The organism is Escherichia sp. HH41S (genome assembly GCF_009820115.1).
Taxonomy (GTDB): domain Bacteria; phylum Pseudomonadota; class Gammaproteobacteria; order Enterobacterales; family Enterobacteriaceae; genus Escherichia; species Escherichia coli_F.
Genome location: NZ_VNXE01000007.1, coordinates 177,406 through 193,696 on the forward strand (window position 1 = coordinate 177,406; position 16,291 = coordinate 193,696).

Genomic DNA, 16,291 nt, shown 5'->3' on the forward strand with positions numbered 1-16,291 from the left:
CTCCATTGATATAATATATCCTTCAGTCTAAATCATAACTTAAATTAATAAGTGATTTTATGATTCAGAGGCATAGTACACCAAAGGGGTATTTTTATCTAAAAATAATATTAATTATGCGAAATTAAATATAAATTTATTATATAAATATTATTAAAACAGTAAAAAATCAAGTGCGTAATAGGACATCACCAATAATTCAGAATATATTTATATTAATTTGTGCATCAATAATAAACCGTTGATACACTTTATAAAAAAGGCCGCCCGTCGGCAGCCCTTTTATATCAATGATGAAAATTACTCAACCGTTACCGATTTTGCCAGATTACGCGGCTGGTCAACGTCAGTGCCTTTAATCAGCGCAACGTGATAAGCCAGTAACTGCAGCGGAACGGTGTAGAAGATCGGTGCAATCACCTCTTCCACATGCGGCATCTCGATGATGTGCATGTTATCACTGCTCACAAAACCAGCATCCTGATCGGCGAAGACGTACAGTTGACCACCACGCGCACGAACTTCTTCAATGTTGGATTTCAGTTTTTCCAGCAGTTCGTTGTTCGGTGCGACGACGATAACCGGCATATCCGCGTCAATCAGCGCCAGCGGACCGTGTTTCAGTTCGCCTGCTGCGTAGGCTTCCGCATGAATATAAGAGATCTCTTTCAGCTTCAATGCGCCTTCCAGCGCGATTGGGTACTGATCGCCACGGCCCAGGAACAGCGCGTGATGTTTGTCAGAGAAATCTTCTGCCAGTGCTTCAATGCGTTTGTCCTGAGACAGCATCTGCTCAATACGGCTCGGTAACGCCTGCAGACCATGCACGATATCATGCTCAATGGAGGCATCCAGACCTTTCAGGCGAGACAGCTTCGCCACCAGCATCAACAACACGGTTAACTGAGTGGTGAATGCTTTGGTGGACGCCACGCCAATTTCCGTACCCGCATTGGTCATCAGCGCCAAATCGGATTCACGTACCAGCGAAGAGCCAGGAACGTTACAGATTGCCAGCGATCCAAGGTAACCCAATTCTTTTGACAGACGCAGACCCGCCAGGGTATCCGCGGTTTCACCGGACTGCGACAGAGTGATCATCAGGCTGTTACGACGCACGGCTGATTTGCGATAGCGGAATTCAGAGGCGATTTCAACATCGCACGGAATACCTGCCAGCGCTTCAAACCAGTAGCGGGAAACCATACCGGAGTTGTAAGAAGTACCACAGGCGAGGATCTGAATATGCTCAACCTTCGACAGCAGTTCGTCGGCGTTCGGTCCCAGCTCGCTCAAATCAACCTGACCGTGGCTGATGCGCCCGGTAAGGGTGTTTTTGATCGCGTTCGGCTGTTCGTAGATCTCTTTCTGCATGTAGTGGCGGTAAATACCTTTATCGCCCGCGTCATATTGCAGATTGGATTCGATATCCTGACGTTTCACTTCCGCGCCAGTTTTATCGAAGATGTTTACCGAACGGCGAGTGATTTCCGCAATATCGCCTTCTTCAAGGAAGATAAAGCGACGGGTCACTGGCAACAGCGCCAACTGGTCAGAAGCAATAAAGTTTTCGCCCATGCCCAGGCCAATCACCAGCGGGCTACCAGAACGAGCCGCCAGCAGGGTATCCGGGTGACGGGAGTCCATAATTACCGTACCGTACGCGCCGCGCAGTTGCGGAATAGCACGCAGAACAGCCTCACGCAGAGTACCGCCCTGTTTCAGTTCCCAGTTCACCAGGTGTGCAATCACTTCGGTGTCGGTTTCAGAAACGAAGGTATAGCCACGTGCTTTTAACGCTTCACGCAGCGGTTCATGGTTTTCGATGATGCCGTTATGCACCACCACAATGTGTTCAGAAACATGCGGATGCGCATTCACTTCTGAAGGTTCGCCGTGCGTCGCCCAGCGAGTGTGAGCAATCCCGGTGCCGCCATGCAGAGGATGTTCTTCCGCTGCCTGGGCCAGCATCTGGACTTTACCGAGGCGACGCAGGCGGGTCATATGACCTTCTGCATCTACAACCGCCAGACCGGCAGAGTCATATCCGCGGTATTCCAGACGACGTAAACCTTCAAGAAGGATTTCTGCTACATCACGTTGCGCGATCGCGCCAACAATTCCACACATAGTTTTTGATTCCGATTTATATCGTTGTCGGTCAACCTGTATGCCCGTTTTTCGGGCGCCCCGAGCCTTTGTAGAGAGTGGGGTTATTTTTATAGTTACTGCTTGTGGGCGGGAGATTATGTTATCTCCTCACCCCATATGGCCGGATTACCCAGCCAGAATTACTTTTTCTTTACCGGACGACGCCAGCCTTCTTTTTGCGACTGCGGCACACGGCTGATTGCCAGAGCATTTTCGCCAACATTACGCGTCACAGTTGTACCCGCAGCAATGGTTGCGCCTTTGCCTACCGTTACCGGGGCCACCAGCTGAGTATCGGATCCAACAAACACATCGTCGCCAATAATGGTTTTAAATTTATTGGCACCATCGTAGTTGCAGGTAATGGTTCCTGCGCCGATGTTGACGTTATCGCCAATTTCCGCATCCCCCAGGTAAGTCAGATGACCAGCTTTCGAGCCTTTACCCAGACGCGCTTTTTTCATCTCAACGAAGTTACCGACGTGTGCGCCTTCCAGCAACTCAGCACCAGGACGCAGACGGGCAAACGGGCCAATGGTACAGGCCGCTGCCAGATTCGCATCTTCCACAACGGTATACGGGCTAATTTCGCAATCATCGCCAATCACGCTGTTTTTAATCACGCAACCGGTGCCGATTTTCACGCGATTACCGAGAGTCACGTTGCCCTCGATGATAACGTTAGTATCAATTTCAACATCGCGCCCGTGAGTAAGCGTACCGCGCAGATCAAAACGCGCCGGATCGCGCAGCATAACGCCTGCTAACAGCAGTTTTTCAGCCTGTTCGGACTGGTAAACGCGCTCCAGACGCGAGAGTTGCAGGCGGTTATTCACGCCTTCTACTTCGCTTAAACGTTGCGGATGAACGGCAACAATTTCACGTCCTTCCTGATACGCCAGCGCAATAATGTCGGTGATGTAGTATTCGCCCTGCGCATTATTATTGGTCAGCTTCGCCAGCCAGCGTTTCATATCTGCGCCGTTGGCGATCAGAATGCCGGTGTTGATCTCCTGAATCTGACGCTGCTCGTCGGTGGCATCTTTGTGCTCAACAATGCCGGTAACTTTGCCGTTTTCACGGGTGATACGTCCATAACCGGTCGGATCATCCAGTTTCACCGTCAGCAGACCAATGCCACCCTGCGGTTTAGCATCACGCAGGCGCTGGAGTGTTTCAACAGAGATCAGCGGCACGTCGCCGTAGAGCATTAAAATGTCTTCGTCATCGGCAAAAAAAGGTGCGGCTTGCTGCATTGCATGGCCCGTACCCAGCTGTTCTGCCTGAAGCACCCAGTTCAGGTTATCGTCTTTCAACGCCTGTTTAAGCAGATCGCCGCCGTGACCGTACACCAGGTGAACGTGCGCTGCGCCTAATTCATTCGCAGCATCAATGACATGCTGAACCATCGCTTTCCCGGCAAGGGTATGCAGCACTTTCGGTAGATCGGAATACATGCGCGTGCCTTTACCTGCGGCAAGGATCACTACGCTCATAGCATTATTCAACATACGCGTCCTGACTGTAATTTGAGAACGAATTTAAACCGCTTCACCTTGAAAAAACTACATTTTTTTCATCGTGAAATGGACAGAGGATAAATTGTTCAATAACGGATTATCCCCGCTGACGAAAGTGCCATTTTCGACCATCGTCACGCCTTTTGTCTGCAGAAAATTAAGGCAGTACCTTCATTTAAGCGTCAGGTGGATGTTTTTGCTCTTATTTCGATCAATGAATAAACGGGAAAACCAGCGAATAATTTCGCTGGTTTATACAAGCAGGGTTAATCGCGGGACATGAAAATGCGCAAAACATACCAGAACATGGTAGCGATAGAGGCGAAGAGATGTAGCGCCGCGCCTGCCGGACGATCGGTAGGATAATGATGAATAATATTAGACGTGTCGTACAGCACGAAGCCAGCACACAACAGCACCATTGCCGCCGAGAACCAGACGCCCAGTGAGAATCCCATAAAAATGCTCGCGATAATGGCACCGAAAGCGATAAAGCCCGCCATGGTTAAAAACGAACGCATGAAAGAGAAATCTTTTTTGGTCGTGAAGGCAGTGAATGTCAGACCACCCACAAGCAGTGCTGTGGTGATGCCCGCCGCGCCAATAATTGCTGGATTAATATACGCTGCCAGTGTCAGTAAAGGTGCAAAAATTAACGCTTCTGCCAGTACGTATATCCCCAGTCCAATCAGTTGGGTCTGATTAGATTCCACATTATCTGCCAGACGAGTCGCCAGCATGCTGACCAGAATAAAAGCACCCAGCACCACCAGCCAACCAAACTGACCACTGCTCATCAGCACCCTAAGCATCATTTTGCCAAGCCCACTAAAGATAAACAGCGCGCTGAGAATGATGAACCCGACAACTGCCCCAGCCAGATGCATATAAGCACGGCGGATAAAGGTGGCGCGATCGGTCATCACAACCGGTTGGACACCTTCAAAAGACGTTTTAAAAGACATAGATATGATCCCTCATATAATTACAGAAATAATAATAACAACAGGGACGATATCACTATGGAGAAAAGGTGACAATTAACGACTTGGCAAGACGCTAACTTTTTGATGAATAATATAATTTTTGTATCAATCAGCAAAATACATATAAAAAAGCCAGTCTGTTTCCAGACTGGCTTTTGTGCTTTTCAAGCCGGTGTTACATCGCTTTTTTGGTCAACTCGATAACGCGCAACTGCGCGATCGCTTTGGCCAGTTCCGCAGACGCCTGAGCGTAATCTACGTCGCCGTGAGAGCTGCTAATGTGCTCTTCAGCCTTACGTTTCGCTTCCATGGCTCGCGCTTCGTCGAGATCCTGGCCGCGAATTGCGGTGTCGGCCAGAACGGTCACGTTGCCAGGCTGCACTTCAAGAATGCCGCCAGACAGATAGATAAACTCTTCGTGACCGTGCTGTTTCACGATGCGAATCATACCAGGCTTAATGGCGGTGAGCAGCGGTGCGTGGCCCGGGTAAATGCCCAATTCACCTTCGCTACCCGTTACCTGGATTTTCTCGACCAGACCAGAGAACATTTGTTGCTCTGCGCTGACGACGTCCAGGTGGTAAGTCATTGCCATATCACCCTCCGATTAAGGCGTTAAAGTTTTTTGGCTTTTTCCACTGCTTCTTCGATGGAACCGACCATGTAGAACGCCTGCTCCGGCAGGTGATCGTATTCGCCTTCCATGATGCCTTTAAAGCCACGGATGGTGTCTTTCAGGGAGACGTATTTACCCGGAGAACCGGTGAATACTTCTGCCACGAAGAACGGCTGGGACAGGAAGCGCTGGATCTTACGAGCGCGCGCTACCACCAATTTGTCTTCTTCAGACAGTTCATCCATACCCAGGATGGCGATGATGTCTTTCAGTTCCTGATAACGTTGCAGGATGGACTGAACGCCACGCGCGGTGTCGTAGTGTTCCTGACCAACCACCAGCGGGTCCAGCTGACGGCTGGTAGAGTCCAGCGGGTCAACAGCCGGGTAGATACCCAGAGACGCGATCTGACGGCTCAGTACCACGGTTGCGTCAAGGTGCGCAAAGGTGGTTGCCGGAGACGGGTCAGTCAAGTCATCCGCAGGTACGTATACCGCCTGTACGGAGGTGATAGAACCAGTTTTGGTGGAGGTGATACGTTCCTGAAGAACGCCCATCTCTTCCGCCAGAGTCGGCTGATAACCTACCGCTGAAGGCATACGGCCCAGCAGTGCGGATACTTCCGTACCGGCCAGGGTGTAACGATAGATGTTGTCAACGAACAGCAGAACGTCACGACCTTCGTCACGGAATTTCTCAGCCATTGTCAGGCCGGTCAGTGCAACGCGCAGACGGTTTCCCGGCGGCTCGTTCATCTGGCCATATACCAGGGATACTTTGTCGATAACGTTGGAGTCGGTCATTTCGTGGTAGAAGTCGTTACCCTCACGAGTACGTTCACCTACGCCCGCAAACACAGAGTAACCGGAGTGCTCGATCGCGATGTTACGAATAAGCTCCATCATGTTTACGGTTTTACCTACACCCGCACCACCGAACAGACCGACTTTACCGCCCTTAGCGAACGGACACATCAGGTCGATAACTTTGATACCGGTTTCCAGCAGTTCCTGAGAGTTTGACAGCTCTTCGTAGGAAGGTGCTGCGCGGTGAATCGCCCAACGCTCTTCTTCACCGATCTCGCCTTTCATGTCGACCGGTTCACCCAGTACGTTCATGATACGGCCCAGAGTCGCTTTACCTACCGGGACTTCGATCGGGTGTTCGAGGTCTTTTACATCCAGACCGCGACGCAGACCGTCGGAGGAACCCATTGCGATGGTACGCACGATACCGCCGCCGAGCTGCTGCTGAACTTCCAGCACCAGACGCTCATTACCATTTTGCACCTCAAGAGCATCGTACACGCGCGGTACGGCATCCTGAGGGAATTCGACGTCAACTACGGCGCCGATTACCTGGACAATCTTTCCAGTAGCCATCTTAAATCCTCTACGAAATAACCTGTTTAAACCGCGGCGGCCCCCGAGACGATCTCGGTGAGTTCCTGAGTAATGCTGGCCTGACGAGCTTTGTTGTATACCAACTGCAGCTCTTTAATCAGGCTGCCGCCATTGTCGGTCGCGGCTTTCATCGCCACCATACGGGCGGCCTGCTCGCTGGCCAGGTTTTCAACCACGCCCTGATAAACCTGAGATTCGACATAACGACGCAGCAGGGTATCCAGCAACGCCTTCGGATCGGGTTCGTACAGGTAATCCCAGGATTTATGTTTCAGATCATCATCATCTGATGCCGGTAACGGCAGCAGCTGGCTGATGGTCGGAACCTGAGACATGGTGTTAATAAATTTGTTGCTGACAATGTAAAGCTTGTCCAGACGGCCTTCGTCGTAGGCCTGCAACATCACTTTTACCGGACCGATCAGTTCGGACAGGGAAGGGTTATCCCCCATGCCGGTGACCTGGGCAACAACATTGCCGCCCACGGAGTTGAAGAACGACACACCTTTTGAGCCGATCATTGCGAGGTCGCATTGAACGCCTTTGTCGGTCCAGGTCTTCATTTCCGCCAGCAGTTTTTTGAACAGGTTAATGTTCAAACCACCGCACAAACCACGGTCGGTCGACACCACCAGGTAGCCTACGCGTTTAACGTCGCGGTCTTCCAGGTATGGGTGCTTATATTCCAGATTACCGTGTGCAAGGTGACCAATCACTTTGCGCATGGTTTCTGCATAAGGACGGCTGGCCGCCATGCGATCCTGCGATTTACGCATTTTGGAAGCGGCGACCATCTCCATCGCTTTAGTGATCTTTTGCGTGTTCTGGACGCTTGCGATCTTACTACGTATCTCTTTTGCGCCGGCCATGAGCTTCTCCTCAATGCCTTGCGGCCTGCCCTAAGGCAAGCCGCCAGACGTTACCAGGATTGGGTTGCTTTGAAGGAATCGAGGATGCCTTTCAGCTTGCCTTCGATTTCGTCGTTGTAGCCACCGGTCTGGTTGATCTCTTGCATCAACGGAGCGTGATCACGGTCGACGTAAGCCAGCAGAGCGGCTTCGAAGCTGCCGATTTTCGACAGTTCAACATCCGCCAGGTAACCACGTTCTGCTGCGAACAGAACCAGAGACTGCTGCGCAACGGACATCGGCGCATACTGTTTCTGTTTCAGCAGTTCGGTCACTTTCTGACCGTGGTCAAGCTGCTTACGTGTTGCATCGTCAAGGTCGGATGCAAACTGAGAGAACGCTGCCAGTTCACGATACTGTGCCAGAGCGGTACGGATACCACCGGACAGTTTTTTCATGATCTTGGTCTGTGCTGCACCACCAACACGGGATACGGAAATACCCGGGTTAACCGCAGGACGAATACCGGCGTTGAACAGGTTGGTTTCCAGGAAGATCTGACCATCGGTAATGGAGATTACGTTAGTCGGAACGAACGCAGAAACGTCACCCGCCTGAGTTTCGATAATCGGCAGCGCGGTCAGAGAACCGGTTTTCCCTTTCACTTCACCTTTGGTGAAGGCTTCAACGTATTCGGCGTTAACACGCGCAGCACGCTCCAGCAGACGAGAGTGGAGGTAGAATACGTCGCCCGGGAATGCTTCACGTCCTGGCGGACGACGGAGCAGCAGGGAGATCTGACGGTAAGCAACAGCCTGTTTAGACAGGTCATCGTAAATGATCAGCGCATCTTCACCGCGGTCGCGGAAGTATTCGCCCATTGCGCAACCGGCATACGGCGCCAGGTATTGCAGTGCAGCGGATTCAGACGCGGTTGCTACCACGACGATGGTGTTAGCCAGTGCGCCGTGCTCTTCCAGTTTACGTACCACGTTAGAAATAGTGGACGCTTTCTGGCCGATAGCGACATAGATACATTTGATACCGGAATCGCGCTGGTTAATGATGGCATCGATTGCCAGTGCGGTTTTACCGGTCTGACGGTCACCGATGATCAATTCACGCTGACCACGACCAATTGGGATCATGGAGTCAACGGCTTTATAACCGGTCTGTACCGGCTGATCTACGGACTGACGTTCGATAACGCCCGGGGCGATAGCTTCTACAGCAGAGAAGCCGTCGTGATCCAGCGGACCTTTACCGTCGATTGGTGCACCCAGAGTGTTAACCACACGGCCCAGCAGACCACGGCCAACCGGAACTTCCAGGATACGGCCAGTACACTTAACTTTCATGCCTTCGGCAAGGTCAGCGTACGGACCCATAACAACCGCACCTACAGAGTCACGCTCAAGGTTCAGTGCGATAGCGTAACGGTTACCCGGCAGGGAGATCATTTCACCCTGCATACAATCGGCCAGGCCGTGGATGCGGATAACACCGTCACTTACAGAAACAATAGTACCTTCGTTGTGAGCTTCACTCACAACATTGAACTGAGCAATGCGCTGCTTGATCAGTTCGCTGATTTCGGTGGAATTCAGTTGCATGCTCCAGTCCCCTTAAGACTGCAAGACGTCTGCAAGGCGCTCAAGACGACCGCGTACGCTGCCATCAATGACCATATCACCCGCTCGGATGATAACGCCTGCCATTACAGACTTATCGATTTTGCAATTCAGCTTAACTTTGCGTGACAGACGTTTTTCCATCGCAGCAGAAATTTTCGCGAGCTGTTGTTCACTCAACGCGGCAGCGGAAATGACGTCTACCTCAGCGGTAGCCTCACTCACAGCACGCAGGTGAATAAACTGCTCCAGAACATCCGGGAGCGCGTTAAGACGACCATTTTCAGCCATAACCCGAATCAGGTTCTGACCGTTTTCGTCCAGTTGCTCACCACAAACTGCGATAAACGACTCGGCGAGCGTTTCTGGCGCAAGCGCGCCAGAGAGAAGCTCTGCCATTTGTTCGTTTTTGGTTACCTCGGCGGCAAACGCCAGCATGTCCTGCCAGCGTTCTACACTTTGGTGTTCGACGGCAAAGTCAAAAGCTGCTTTGGCGTAGGGGCGAGCTACCGTAATAAATTCAGACATCAGCCCCTCCCTCCTTACAGTTCAGCGACAAGTTTATCCACGATGTCGCTGTTAGCAGCTTCATCCACGGAACGTTCGATGATCTTCTCGGCGCCAGCAACAGCCAGGATAGCAACTTGCTTACGCAGCTCTTCACGGGCACGTTTACGCTCGGCTTCAATTTCCGCCTGCGCCTGGGCCACGATTTTAGTACGTTCCTGCTCTGCTTCAGCTTTAGCTTCGTCCAGAATCTGCGAGCGGCGTTTGTTCGCCTGCTCGATGATTACCTGGGCTTCCGCTTTCGCTTTTTTCAGCTGGTCGGTCGCGCTGGCCTTTGCAAGGTCAAGGTCCTTATGTGCTCGTTCTGCGGAAGCAAGGCCGTCAGCAATTTCTTTTTGACGTTTTTCGATGGCTGCCATTAATGGCGGCCATACGTACTTCATGCAGAACAGAACGAACAGGACAAACGCGATGGCCTGGCCGAGGATTGTTGCGTTAAGATTCACAGCACAATGCCTCTATTTAGTTAACGTTCTGATATTGCTCTTTAAATAAAAGCAACGCTTACTACGCGACAGCGAACATCACGTACAGACCCAGACCTACAGCGATCATCGGGATAGCATCCACCAGACCCATAACGATAAAGAACTGAGTACGCAGCAGAGGAATCAGATCAGGTTGACGCGCTGCGCCTTCCAGGAATTTACCCCCGAGGATGCCGATACCGATCGCAGCACCGATTGCCGCCAGACCCATCATCACAGCGGCAGCCATGTACAGCAGATCCATATTCAGGTTTTCCATGACAGTCTCCAGTTTGTTTCAGTTAAAACGTAGTAGTGTTGGTAAATTAATGTTCTTCAGACGCCATCGACAGATAGACGATCGTCAGAACCATGAAGATGAAGGCTTGCAGCGTAATGATCAGGATGTGGAAAATGGCCCACGGCACATTCAGGATCCACTGTGACCACCACGGCAACAGACCAGCAATCAGAATGAAAATCAGCTCACCGGCATACATGTTACCGAACAGTCGCAAACCGAGTGAAACTGGTTTGGACAGCAGGCTTACCCCTTCAAGGATTAAGTTGACAGGAATGAACGCCCAGTGATTGAACGGCTGCAGCGTCAACTCTTTCGTGAAGCCGCCGATGCCTTTCATTTTGATGCTGTAGAACAGAATCAGGATAAATACGCCCAGTGCCATAGACAGCGTTACGTTCACGTCCGCAGACGGAACCACACGCAGTGCCGGCAGACCCAGTACATGTTCAGCGATGTACGGCAGCAGGTCGATAGGCAGTAAGTCCATCAAGTTCATCAGGAATACCCAGACGAAAATCGTCAGGGCCAGCGGAGCAATCAGCTTGCTCTTGCCATGGTACATGTCTTTCACGCTACCATTAACAAAGCCGATCACCAGCTCAATCGCGGTCTGAAACTTACCTGGCACGCCGCTGGTCGCCTTTTTGGCTACACTACGGAATAAAACCAGGAACAACAGACCCAGCACCACCGAGAAGAACATGGAGTCAATATTAATTGTCCAGAAGGTGGCTGGGGGGTTATGCGGATCCACCAGCGAGAATGTACGCAGGTCCAGCTGAAGGTTATTCAGGTGGTGTCCTATGTAATCCTGCGGCGTCATATTTTCTGAAGCCATGATGCCTTTTACCCTTTGTTGTTAATTACAGCCGGTGCCAGTATCTGAACCACCAGCACCAAAACCCACGTAACGATCAGCGGCAAGAATACCGCCTTTAAAACCGCCAACGCCACCACCAGTAACACCAACATCGCCAGAACTTTAAAAGCTTCGCCAAATGCGAATGTCCAGGCCACCCGGCCTTTCGCTGGTGTATGTGCCTGGTGACGCCAGGCAAATATCATAAACAAAACGTTAGGCAGAAAGACTGCCAGGCCTCCACTTAATGCAGAGACGCCCCAGAAGGGGTCTTTGAGGCTGAACAGCAATCCACTTGCTATCACCACCAGTAACTGAACGAGCAGAAGCTTCCGAGCAACGTTTCGACTCACGAGCGACACAGACATCACGTTTTTCACTCCTGCTCCCTTCGAGGTATGCCGCGTGTCGTATAAAACTTTCTTTAAGGCTTAGAGTCAAGCATCAAAAAGCGGTCAAATTATACGGTGCGCCCCCGTGATTTCAAACAATAAGTAGCCAAAAGGTGAATAAATGTTTAAATATTTTTCCAGTGCATACAATTGCGACTTTTCTGCTAACGCTGTTCGATCATGAAAAACTGTAAATAACGCGTAAACACTGGCGATAAAGCGTGCTTCAGATCACATATTGAGCATGTTCGCGCACAGCATATTTATTTACTTGGCAAATGATGCCATTGCAAGTTTATGATATTTAAGTCCAAAAACAGACACTCTTTTAATAAGTGACATTTACACAACAAAAACCACCCATTGACATTTTTAATAATGTTTTAACAGATGATTATGGTTCTTAGCGCCGATTTTTAGCAGCCTGATATTTTCACTGCTGACTTATTTTCTGCTTACCCAAAAAAGCCACGTTAGCTCATTGATGCAAAAGAGTGAACGTGGCGTTAAATGTAACCAGTTATATCAGTAGAAAACCTGGTTGTTGTTAACAGTCTAACCGGTCATTTTTTTATGTTTTTTTTGATAAAAATTAAATTTTATTTGCTTTAATCACCACCAGATGACGTTCGCCATCCAGGGCCGGAACGTGAAGTTTAACCACTGATTCGACCTGATATTCTTCGGGCAACAAAGCGATTTCATCTTCCGGTATTTGGCCTTTCAGCGCGTAGAAACGACCTTGCTCACCAGGAAGATGGTGGCACCAGCTCACCATATCGTTCAGAGAGGCAAAGGCGCGGCTAATTACGCCATCAAATGGCGGCTCAGAAGGAAACTCTTCTACCCTGCTCTGTACTGGCTCAATATTCTCCAGTTTAAGCTCATGTTGCACCTGACGAAGGAAACGCACGCGTTTACCAAGGCTATCCAACAACGTGAAATGGGCTTCAGGACGCACGATAGAGAGTGGAATGCCAGGCAGTCCTGGTCCGGTGCCGACATCGATAAACCGATCACCTTGCAGATACGGTGCCACCACAATGCTATCGAGAATATGGCGTACCAGCATCTCATTAGGATCGCGGACCGAAGTCAGGTTGTACGCTTTATTCCATTTATGCAGCATATTCACGTAGGCAATAAGCTGGTTTTTCTGGTGATCGGTAAGCGAAATTCCTGCGTCTTTCAGCAGAGAGGAGAGTTTGTTGAGCACGGTGATTACCTGTTCTTGATGCGTAGCCCGGTAAGCGGGTGCTTACCAGGCATTTTTAATGCGTTATGCGCTACGACGCAGCATACCCTGTTTTTTTAGCCACACCAGCAGAATGGAGATGGCAGCAGGCGTGACGCCAGAAATACGCGAAGCCTGACCGATAGAAGCCGGTTTGTGATCGTTAAGTTTGGCGATCACTTCGTTAGAAAGACCGGATACCTGGCGGTAATCCAGCGTCGCTGGCAGCAAGGTATTCTCGTTACGCTGCTGCTTTTCGATCTCATCTTGCTGGCGCGCGATATAACCTTCGTATTTAACCTGAATCTCAACCTGTTCCGCCGCCTGTTCGTCTGTCAACGCAGGGGCAAACGGCGTCAGCGTGGTTAATTTTTCATAAGTCATTTCCGGACGACGCAGCAGATCTTCACCACTGGCTTCACGGGAAAGCGGCGCAGTCAGGTGAGCATTCACTTCGGCTGCAGCTTCCGCCGACGGGGTTACCCAGGTCGATTTCAGACGCTGACGCTCACGCTCGATATTCTCAAGTTTCTCGTTAAAGCGTGCCCAACGTTCGTCATCCACCAGGCCCAGTTCACGACCAATTTCAGTCAAACGCAGATCCGCATTATCTTCGCGCAGCATCAGACGATATTCTGCGCGCGAGGTAAACATACGATACGGTTCTTTGGTTCCTAAAGTGCACAGGTCATCAACCAGTACGCCGAGATACGCCTGAGAACGCGCCGGAGCCCAACCTTCTTTGTCAGCAGACAGACGGGCAGCGTTAAGACCGGCCAGCAAACCTTGCGCAGCGGCTTCTTCATAACCGGTAGTGCCGTTAATCTGACCAGCAAAGAACAGCCCCTGGATAAACTTGCTCTCCAGCGTCGGTTTCAGGTCGCGTGGATCGAAGAAGTCATACTCAATGGCATAACCCGGACGCACGATCTTCGCGTTTTCCATCCCCTGCATGGAGCGGACGATTTGCATCTGCACATCGAACGGCAGGCTGGTGGAGATACCGTTCGGATAAATTTCGTTAGAGGTCAGCCCTTCCGGTTCAAGGAAGATCTGATGCTGATTTCTGTCGGCGAAGCGCATGACTTTGTCTTCGATCGACGGGCAGTAGCGTGGGCCGACACCTTCGATCACCCCTGCGTACATTGGGCTACGATCGAGGTTACTGCGGATCACATCATGGGTTTTCTCGTTGGTATGAGTGATATAACACGGCACCTGCTGTGGATGCTGGGACGCATTGCCCATAAACGAGAATACCGGCATTGGGTTATCGCCATGCTGTTGTGCCAGCACGCTGAAGTCGATAGTACGCGCATCAATACGCGGCGGTGTCCCGGTTTTCAGACGACCAACGCGCAGCGGCAGTTCACGCAAACGGCGAGAGAGCGGAATGGACGGCGGATCACCAGCACGGCCACCGCTGTAGTTATCCAGACCGATATGAATTTTACCGTCGAGGAACGTCCCAACGGTGAGCACGACGGCTTTGGCACGGAACTTCAGTCCCATTTGGGTAACAGCACCGACCACGCGATCGTTTTCGACAATAAGATCTTCAACCGCCTGCTGGAAGATCATCAGGTTCGGTTGGTTCTCCAGCGCCGTACGTACCGCCTGACGGTAGAGCACACGATCCGCCTGAGCTCGGGTAGCGCGAACTGCCGGTCCCTTGCTTGCGTTTAGTATCCTAAACTGGATACCCGCCTGATCGATCGCTTTCGCCATCAGACCGCCGAGTGCATCCACTTCTTTTACCAGATGTCCCTTCCCAATACCGCCGATTGCCGGGTTGCAGCTCATCTGCCCCAGAGTGTCGATATTGTGTGTCAAAAGCAGAGTCTGTTGACCCATACGCGCCGCGGCCATCGCGGCCTCGGTGCCTGCATGACCCCCGCCAATGATGATGACGTCAAAAGGATCCGGATAAAACATGGTGATTGCCTCGCATAACGCGGTATGAAAATGGATTGAAGCCCGGGCCGTGGATTCTACTCAACTTTGTCGGCTTGAGAAAGACCTGGGATCCTGGGTATTAAAAAGAAGATCTATTTATTTAGAGATCTGTTCTATTGTGATCTCTTATTAGGATCGCACTTCCCTGTGGATAACAAGGATCCGGCGTTTAAGATCAACAACCTGGAAAGGATCATTAACTGTGAATGATCGGTGATCCTGGACCGTATAAGCTGGGATCAGAATGAGGGGTTATACACAACTCAAAAACTGAACAACCGTTGTTCTTTGGATAACTACCGGTTGATCCAAGCTTCCTGACAGAGTTATCCACAACAGATCGCACGATCTGTATACTTATTTGAGTAAATTAATCCACGAGCCCAGCCATTCTTCTGCCGGATCTTCCGGAATGTCGTGATCAAGGATGTTGATCTTCAGTGTTTCGCCTGTCTGTTTTGCACCGGAATTTTTGAGTTCTGCCTCGAGTTTATCGATAGCCCCACAAAAGGTGTCATATTCACGACTGCCAATACCGATAGCGCCAAAGCGGACCGCAGAAAGATCGGGCTTCTGTTCCTGCAATGCTTCATAGAAAGGAGAAAGGTTGTCCGGAATATCTCCGGCACCGTGGGTTGAGCTGATAACCAGCCAGATCCCCGAGGCAGATAAATCTTCCAACAGCGGACCGTGCAGCGTTTCGGTGGTAAAACCCGCCTCTTCCAGCTTTTCAGCCAGGTGTTCTGCCACATATTCGGCACCGCCGAGGGTGCTGCCGCTGATAAGAGTGATATCTGCCATAAACCGCCACCTTTATTAAGAGTGGCGTATTGTACGCTGTGAACGCGTTGGGATCTACCTGTGGAAAAGTATGGGATTAAAAAAGCTGATCATGGCTTAATGGTACGCATGATCGGGTTTTGCAGGACGATCAGTGTCTCGGTGGACTGAATTTCATCAATTGTTTGGATCTTGTTGATAAGTACATGCTGGAGAGCATCGATCGAACGGCACATCACTTTGATAAAGATGCTGTAGTGGCCAGTTGTGTAATAGGCTTCAGTGACTTCATCGAGGCTTTCCAGCTTTGCCAGCGCGGAAGGATAGTCTTTGGCGCTCTTTAATATAATGCCGATAAAGCAGCCTACGTCATAACCGAGCTGCTTCGGGCTGACATCAATACGTGCCCCGGTAATGATCCCCGCCTGCTTCATTTTCTCTACTCGAACGTGAATTGTCCCCGGACTGACGCCAAATTGTTTCGCCAGTTCGGCGTAAGCGGTGCGCGCATTGCCCATTAATGCTTCCAGGATGCCACGGTCCAGATTGTCGATCAGATAATTTTCCATAGGATTTT

The 16,291-nt window shown here is 50.7% G+C and carries 16 protein-coding genes; all 16 read right to left on the bottom strand.

Features of this window, described 5'->3' with window-relative positions; genetic code table 11:
• Positions 1 to 300 precede the first annotated feature (300 nt).
• A complete protein-coding gene (gene glmS, locus FQZ95_RS01875; RefSeq protein WP_000334093.1) occupies positions 301 to 2,130 on the bottom strand; it encodes a glutamine--fructose-6-phosphate transaminase (isomerizing) in 1,830 nt (609 codons plus the stop codon).
• A 161-nt stretch (positions 2,131 to 2,291) separates the two neighbouring features.
• Positions 2,292 to 3,662 carry a bifunctional UDP-N-acetylglucosamine diphosphorylase/glucosamine-1-phosphate N-acetyltransferase GlmU gene (gene glmU, locus FQZ95_RS01880; RefSeq protein ID WP_000933745.1) on the bottom strand — a complete coding sequence of 457 codons (1,371 nt, stop codon included), beginning with the start codon at positions 3,660 to 3,662 and terminating at the stop codon, positions 2,292 to 2,294.
• 275 nt (positions 3,663 to 3,937) lie between these two features.
• Positions 3,938 to 4,636: a Bax inhibitor-1/YccA family protein gene (locus FQZ95_RS01885; protein WP_160529824.1), complete on the bottom strand. Its 699-nt coding sequence runs from the start codon at positions 4,634 to 4,636 to the stop codon at positions 3,938 to 3,940.
• Positions 4,637 to 4,832: 196 nt separating this feature from the next.
• Entirely contained in the window at positions 4,833 to 5,252 is a 420-nt protein-coding gene (locus FQZ95_RS01890; RefSeq protein ID WP_001251965.1) for a F0F1 ATP synthase subunit epsilon, read from the bottom strand.
• A gap of 20 nt (positions 5,253 to 5,272) precedes the next feature.
• Positions 5,273 to 6,655 carry a F0F1 ATP synthase subunit beta gene (atpD, locus tag FQZ95_RS01895; RefSeq protein ID WP_000190506.1) on the bottom strand — a complete coding sequence of 461 codons (1,383 nt, stop codon included), beginning with the start codon at positions 6,653 to 6,655 and terminating at the stop codon, positions 5,273 to 5,275.
• A gap of 26 nt (positions 6,656 to 6,681) precedes the next feature.
• Positions 6,682 to 7,545 carry a F0F1 ATP synthase subunit gamma gene (gene atpG / locus FQZ95_RS01900; RefSeq protein ID WP_000896498.1) on the bottom strand — a complete coding sequence of 288 codons (864 nt, stop codon included), beginning with the start codon at positions 7,543 to 7,545 and terminating at the stop codon, positions 6,682 to 6,684.
• 50 nt (positions 7,546 to 7,595) lie between these two features.
• A complete protein-coding gene (gene atpA, locus FQZ95_RS01905) occupies positions 7,596 to 9,137 on the bottom strand; it encodes a F0F1 ATP synthase subunit alpha (protein ID WP_001176745.1) in 1,542 nt (513 codons plus the stop codon).
• Positions 9,138 to 9,149: 12 nt separating this feature from the next.
• Positions 9,150 to 9,683, bottom strand: a complete 534-nt coding sequence (atpH, locus tag FQZ95_RS01910; protein WP_001288587.1) for a F0F1 ATP synthase subunit delta — start codon at positions 9,681 to 9,683, stop codon at positions 9,150 to 9,152.
• Positions 9,684 to 9,697: 14 nt separating this feature from the next.
• Positions 9,698 to 10,168 (bottom strand): F0F1 ATP synthase subunit B, encoded by a 471-nt coding sequence (gene atpF, locus FQZ95_RS01915; protein ID WP_001052219.1) that lies wholly within the window; start codon positions 10,166 to 10,168, stop codon positions 9,698 to 9,700.
• A 61-nt stretch (positions 10,169 to 10,229) separates the two neighbouring features.
• Positions 10,230 to 10,469, bottom strand: coding sequence for a F0F1 ATP synthase subunit C (gene atpE, locus FQZ95_RS01920; RefSeq protein WP_000429386.1), 240 nt, complete (start codon positions 10,467 to 10,469; stop codon positions 10,230 to 10,232).
• A gap of 46 nt (positions 10,470 to 10,515) precedes the next feature.
• Positions 10,516 to 11,331: a F0F1 ATP synthase subunit A gene (gene atpB, locus FQZ95_RS01925; RefSeq protein ID WP_000135618.1), complete on the bottom strand. Its 816-nt coding sequence runs from the start codon at positions 11,329 to 11,331 to the stop codon at positions 10,516 to 10,518.
• A gap of 8 nt (positions 11,332 to 11,339) precedes the next feature.
• Positions 11,340 to 11,720, bottom strand: a complete 381-nt coding sequence (gene atpI, locus FQZ95_RS01930; protein WP_000116699.1) for a F0F1 ATP synthase subunit I — start codon at positions 11,718 to 11,720, stop codon at positions 11,340 to 11,342.
• Positions 11,721 to 12,336: 616 nt separating this feature from the next.
• Positions 12,337 to 12,960, bottom strand: a complete 624-nt coding sequence (rsmG, locus tag FQZ95_RS01935) for a 16S rRNA (guanine(527)-N(7))-methyltransferase RsmG (protein ID WP_000932851.1) — start codon at positions 12,958 to 12,960, stop codon at positions 12,337 to 12,339.
• Between the two features lie 63 nt (positions 12,961 to 13,023).
• Entirely contained in the window at positions 13,024 to 14,913 is a 1,890-nt protein-coding gene (mnmG, locus tag FQZ95_RS01940; RefSeq protein WP_097482620.1) for a tRNA uridine-5-carboxymethylaminomethyl(34) synthesis enzyme MnmG, read from the bottom strand.
• Positions 14,914 to 15,291: 378 nt separating this feature from the next.
• Positions 15,292 to 15,735, bottom strand: coding sequence for an FMN-binding protein MioC (mioC, locus tag FQZ95_RS01945; RefSeq protein WP_000763742.1), 444 nt, complete (start codon positions 15,733 to 15,735; stop codon positions 15,292 to 15,294).
• 89 nt (positions 15,736 to 15,824) lie between these two features.
• Entirely contained in the window at positions 15,825 to 16,283 is a 459-nt protein-coding gene (asnC, locus tag FQZ95_RS01950; RefSeq protein ID WP_000432970.1) for a transcriptional regulator AsnC, read from the bottom strand.
• Between the last annotated feature and the right edge of the window lie 8 nt (positions 16,284 to 16,291).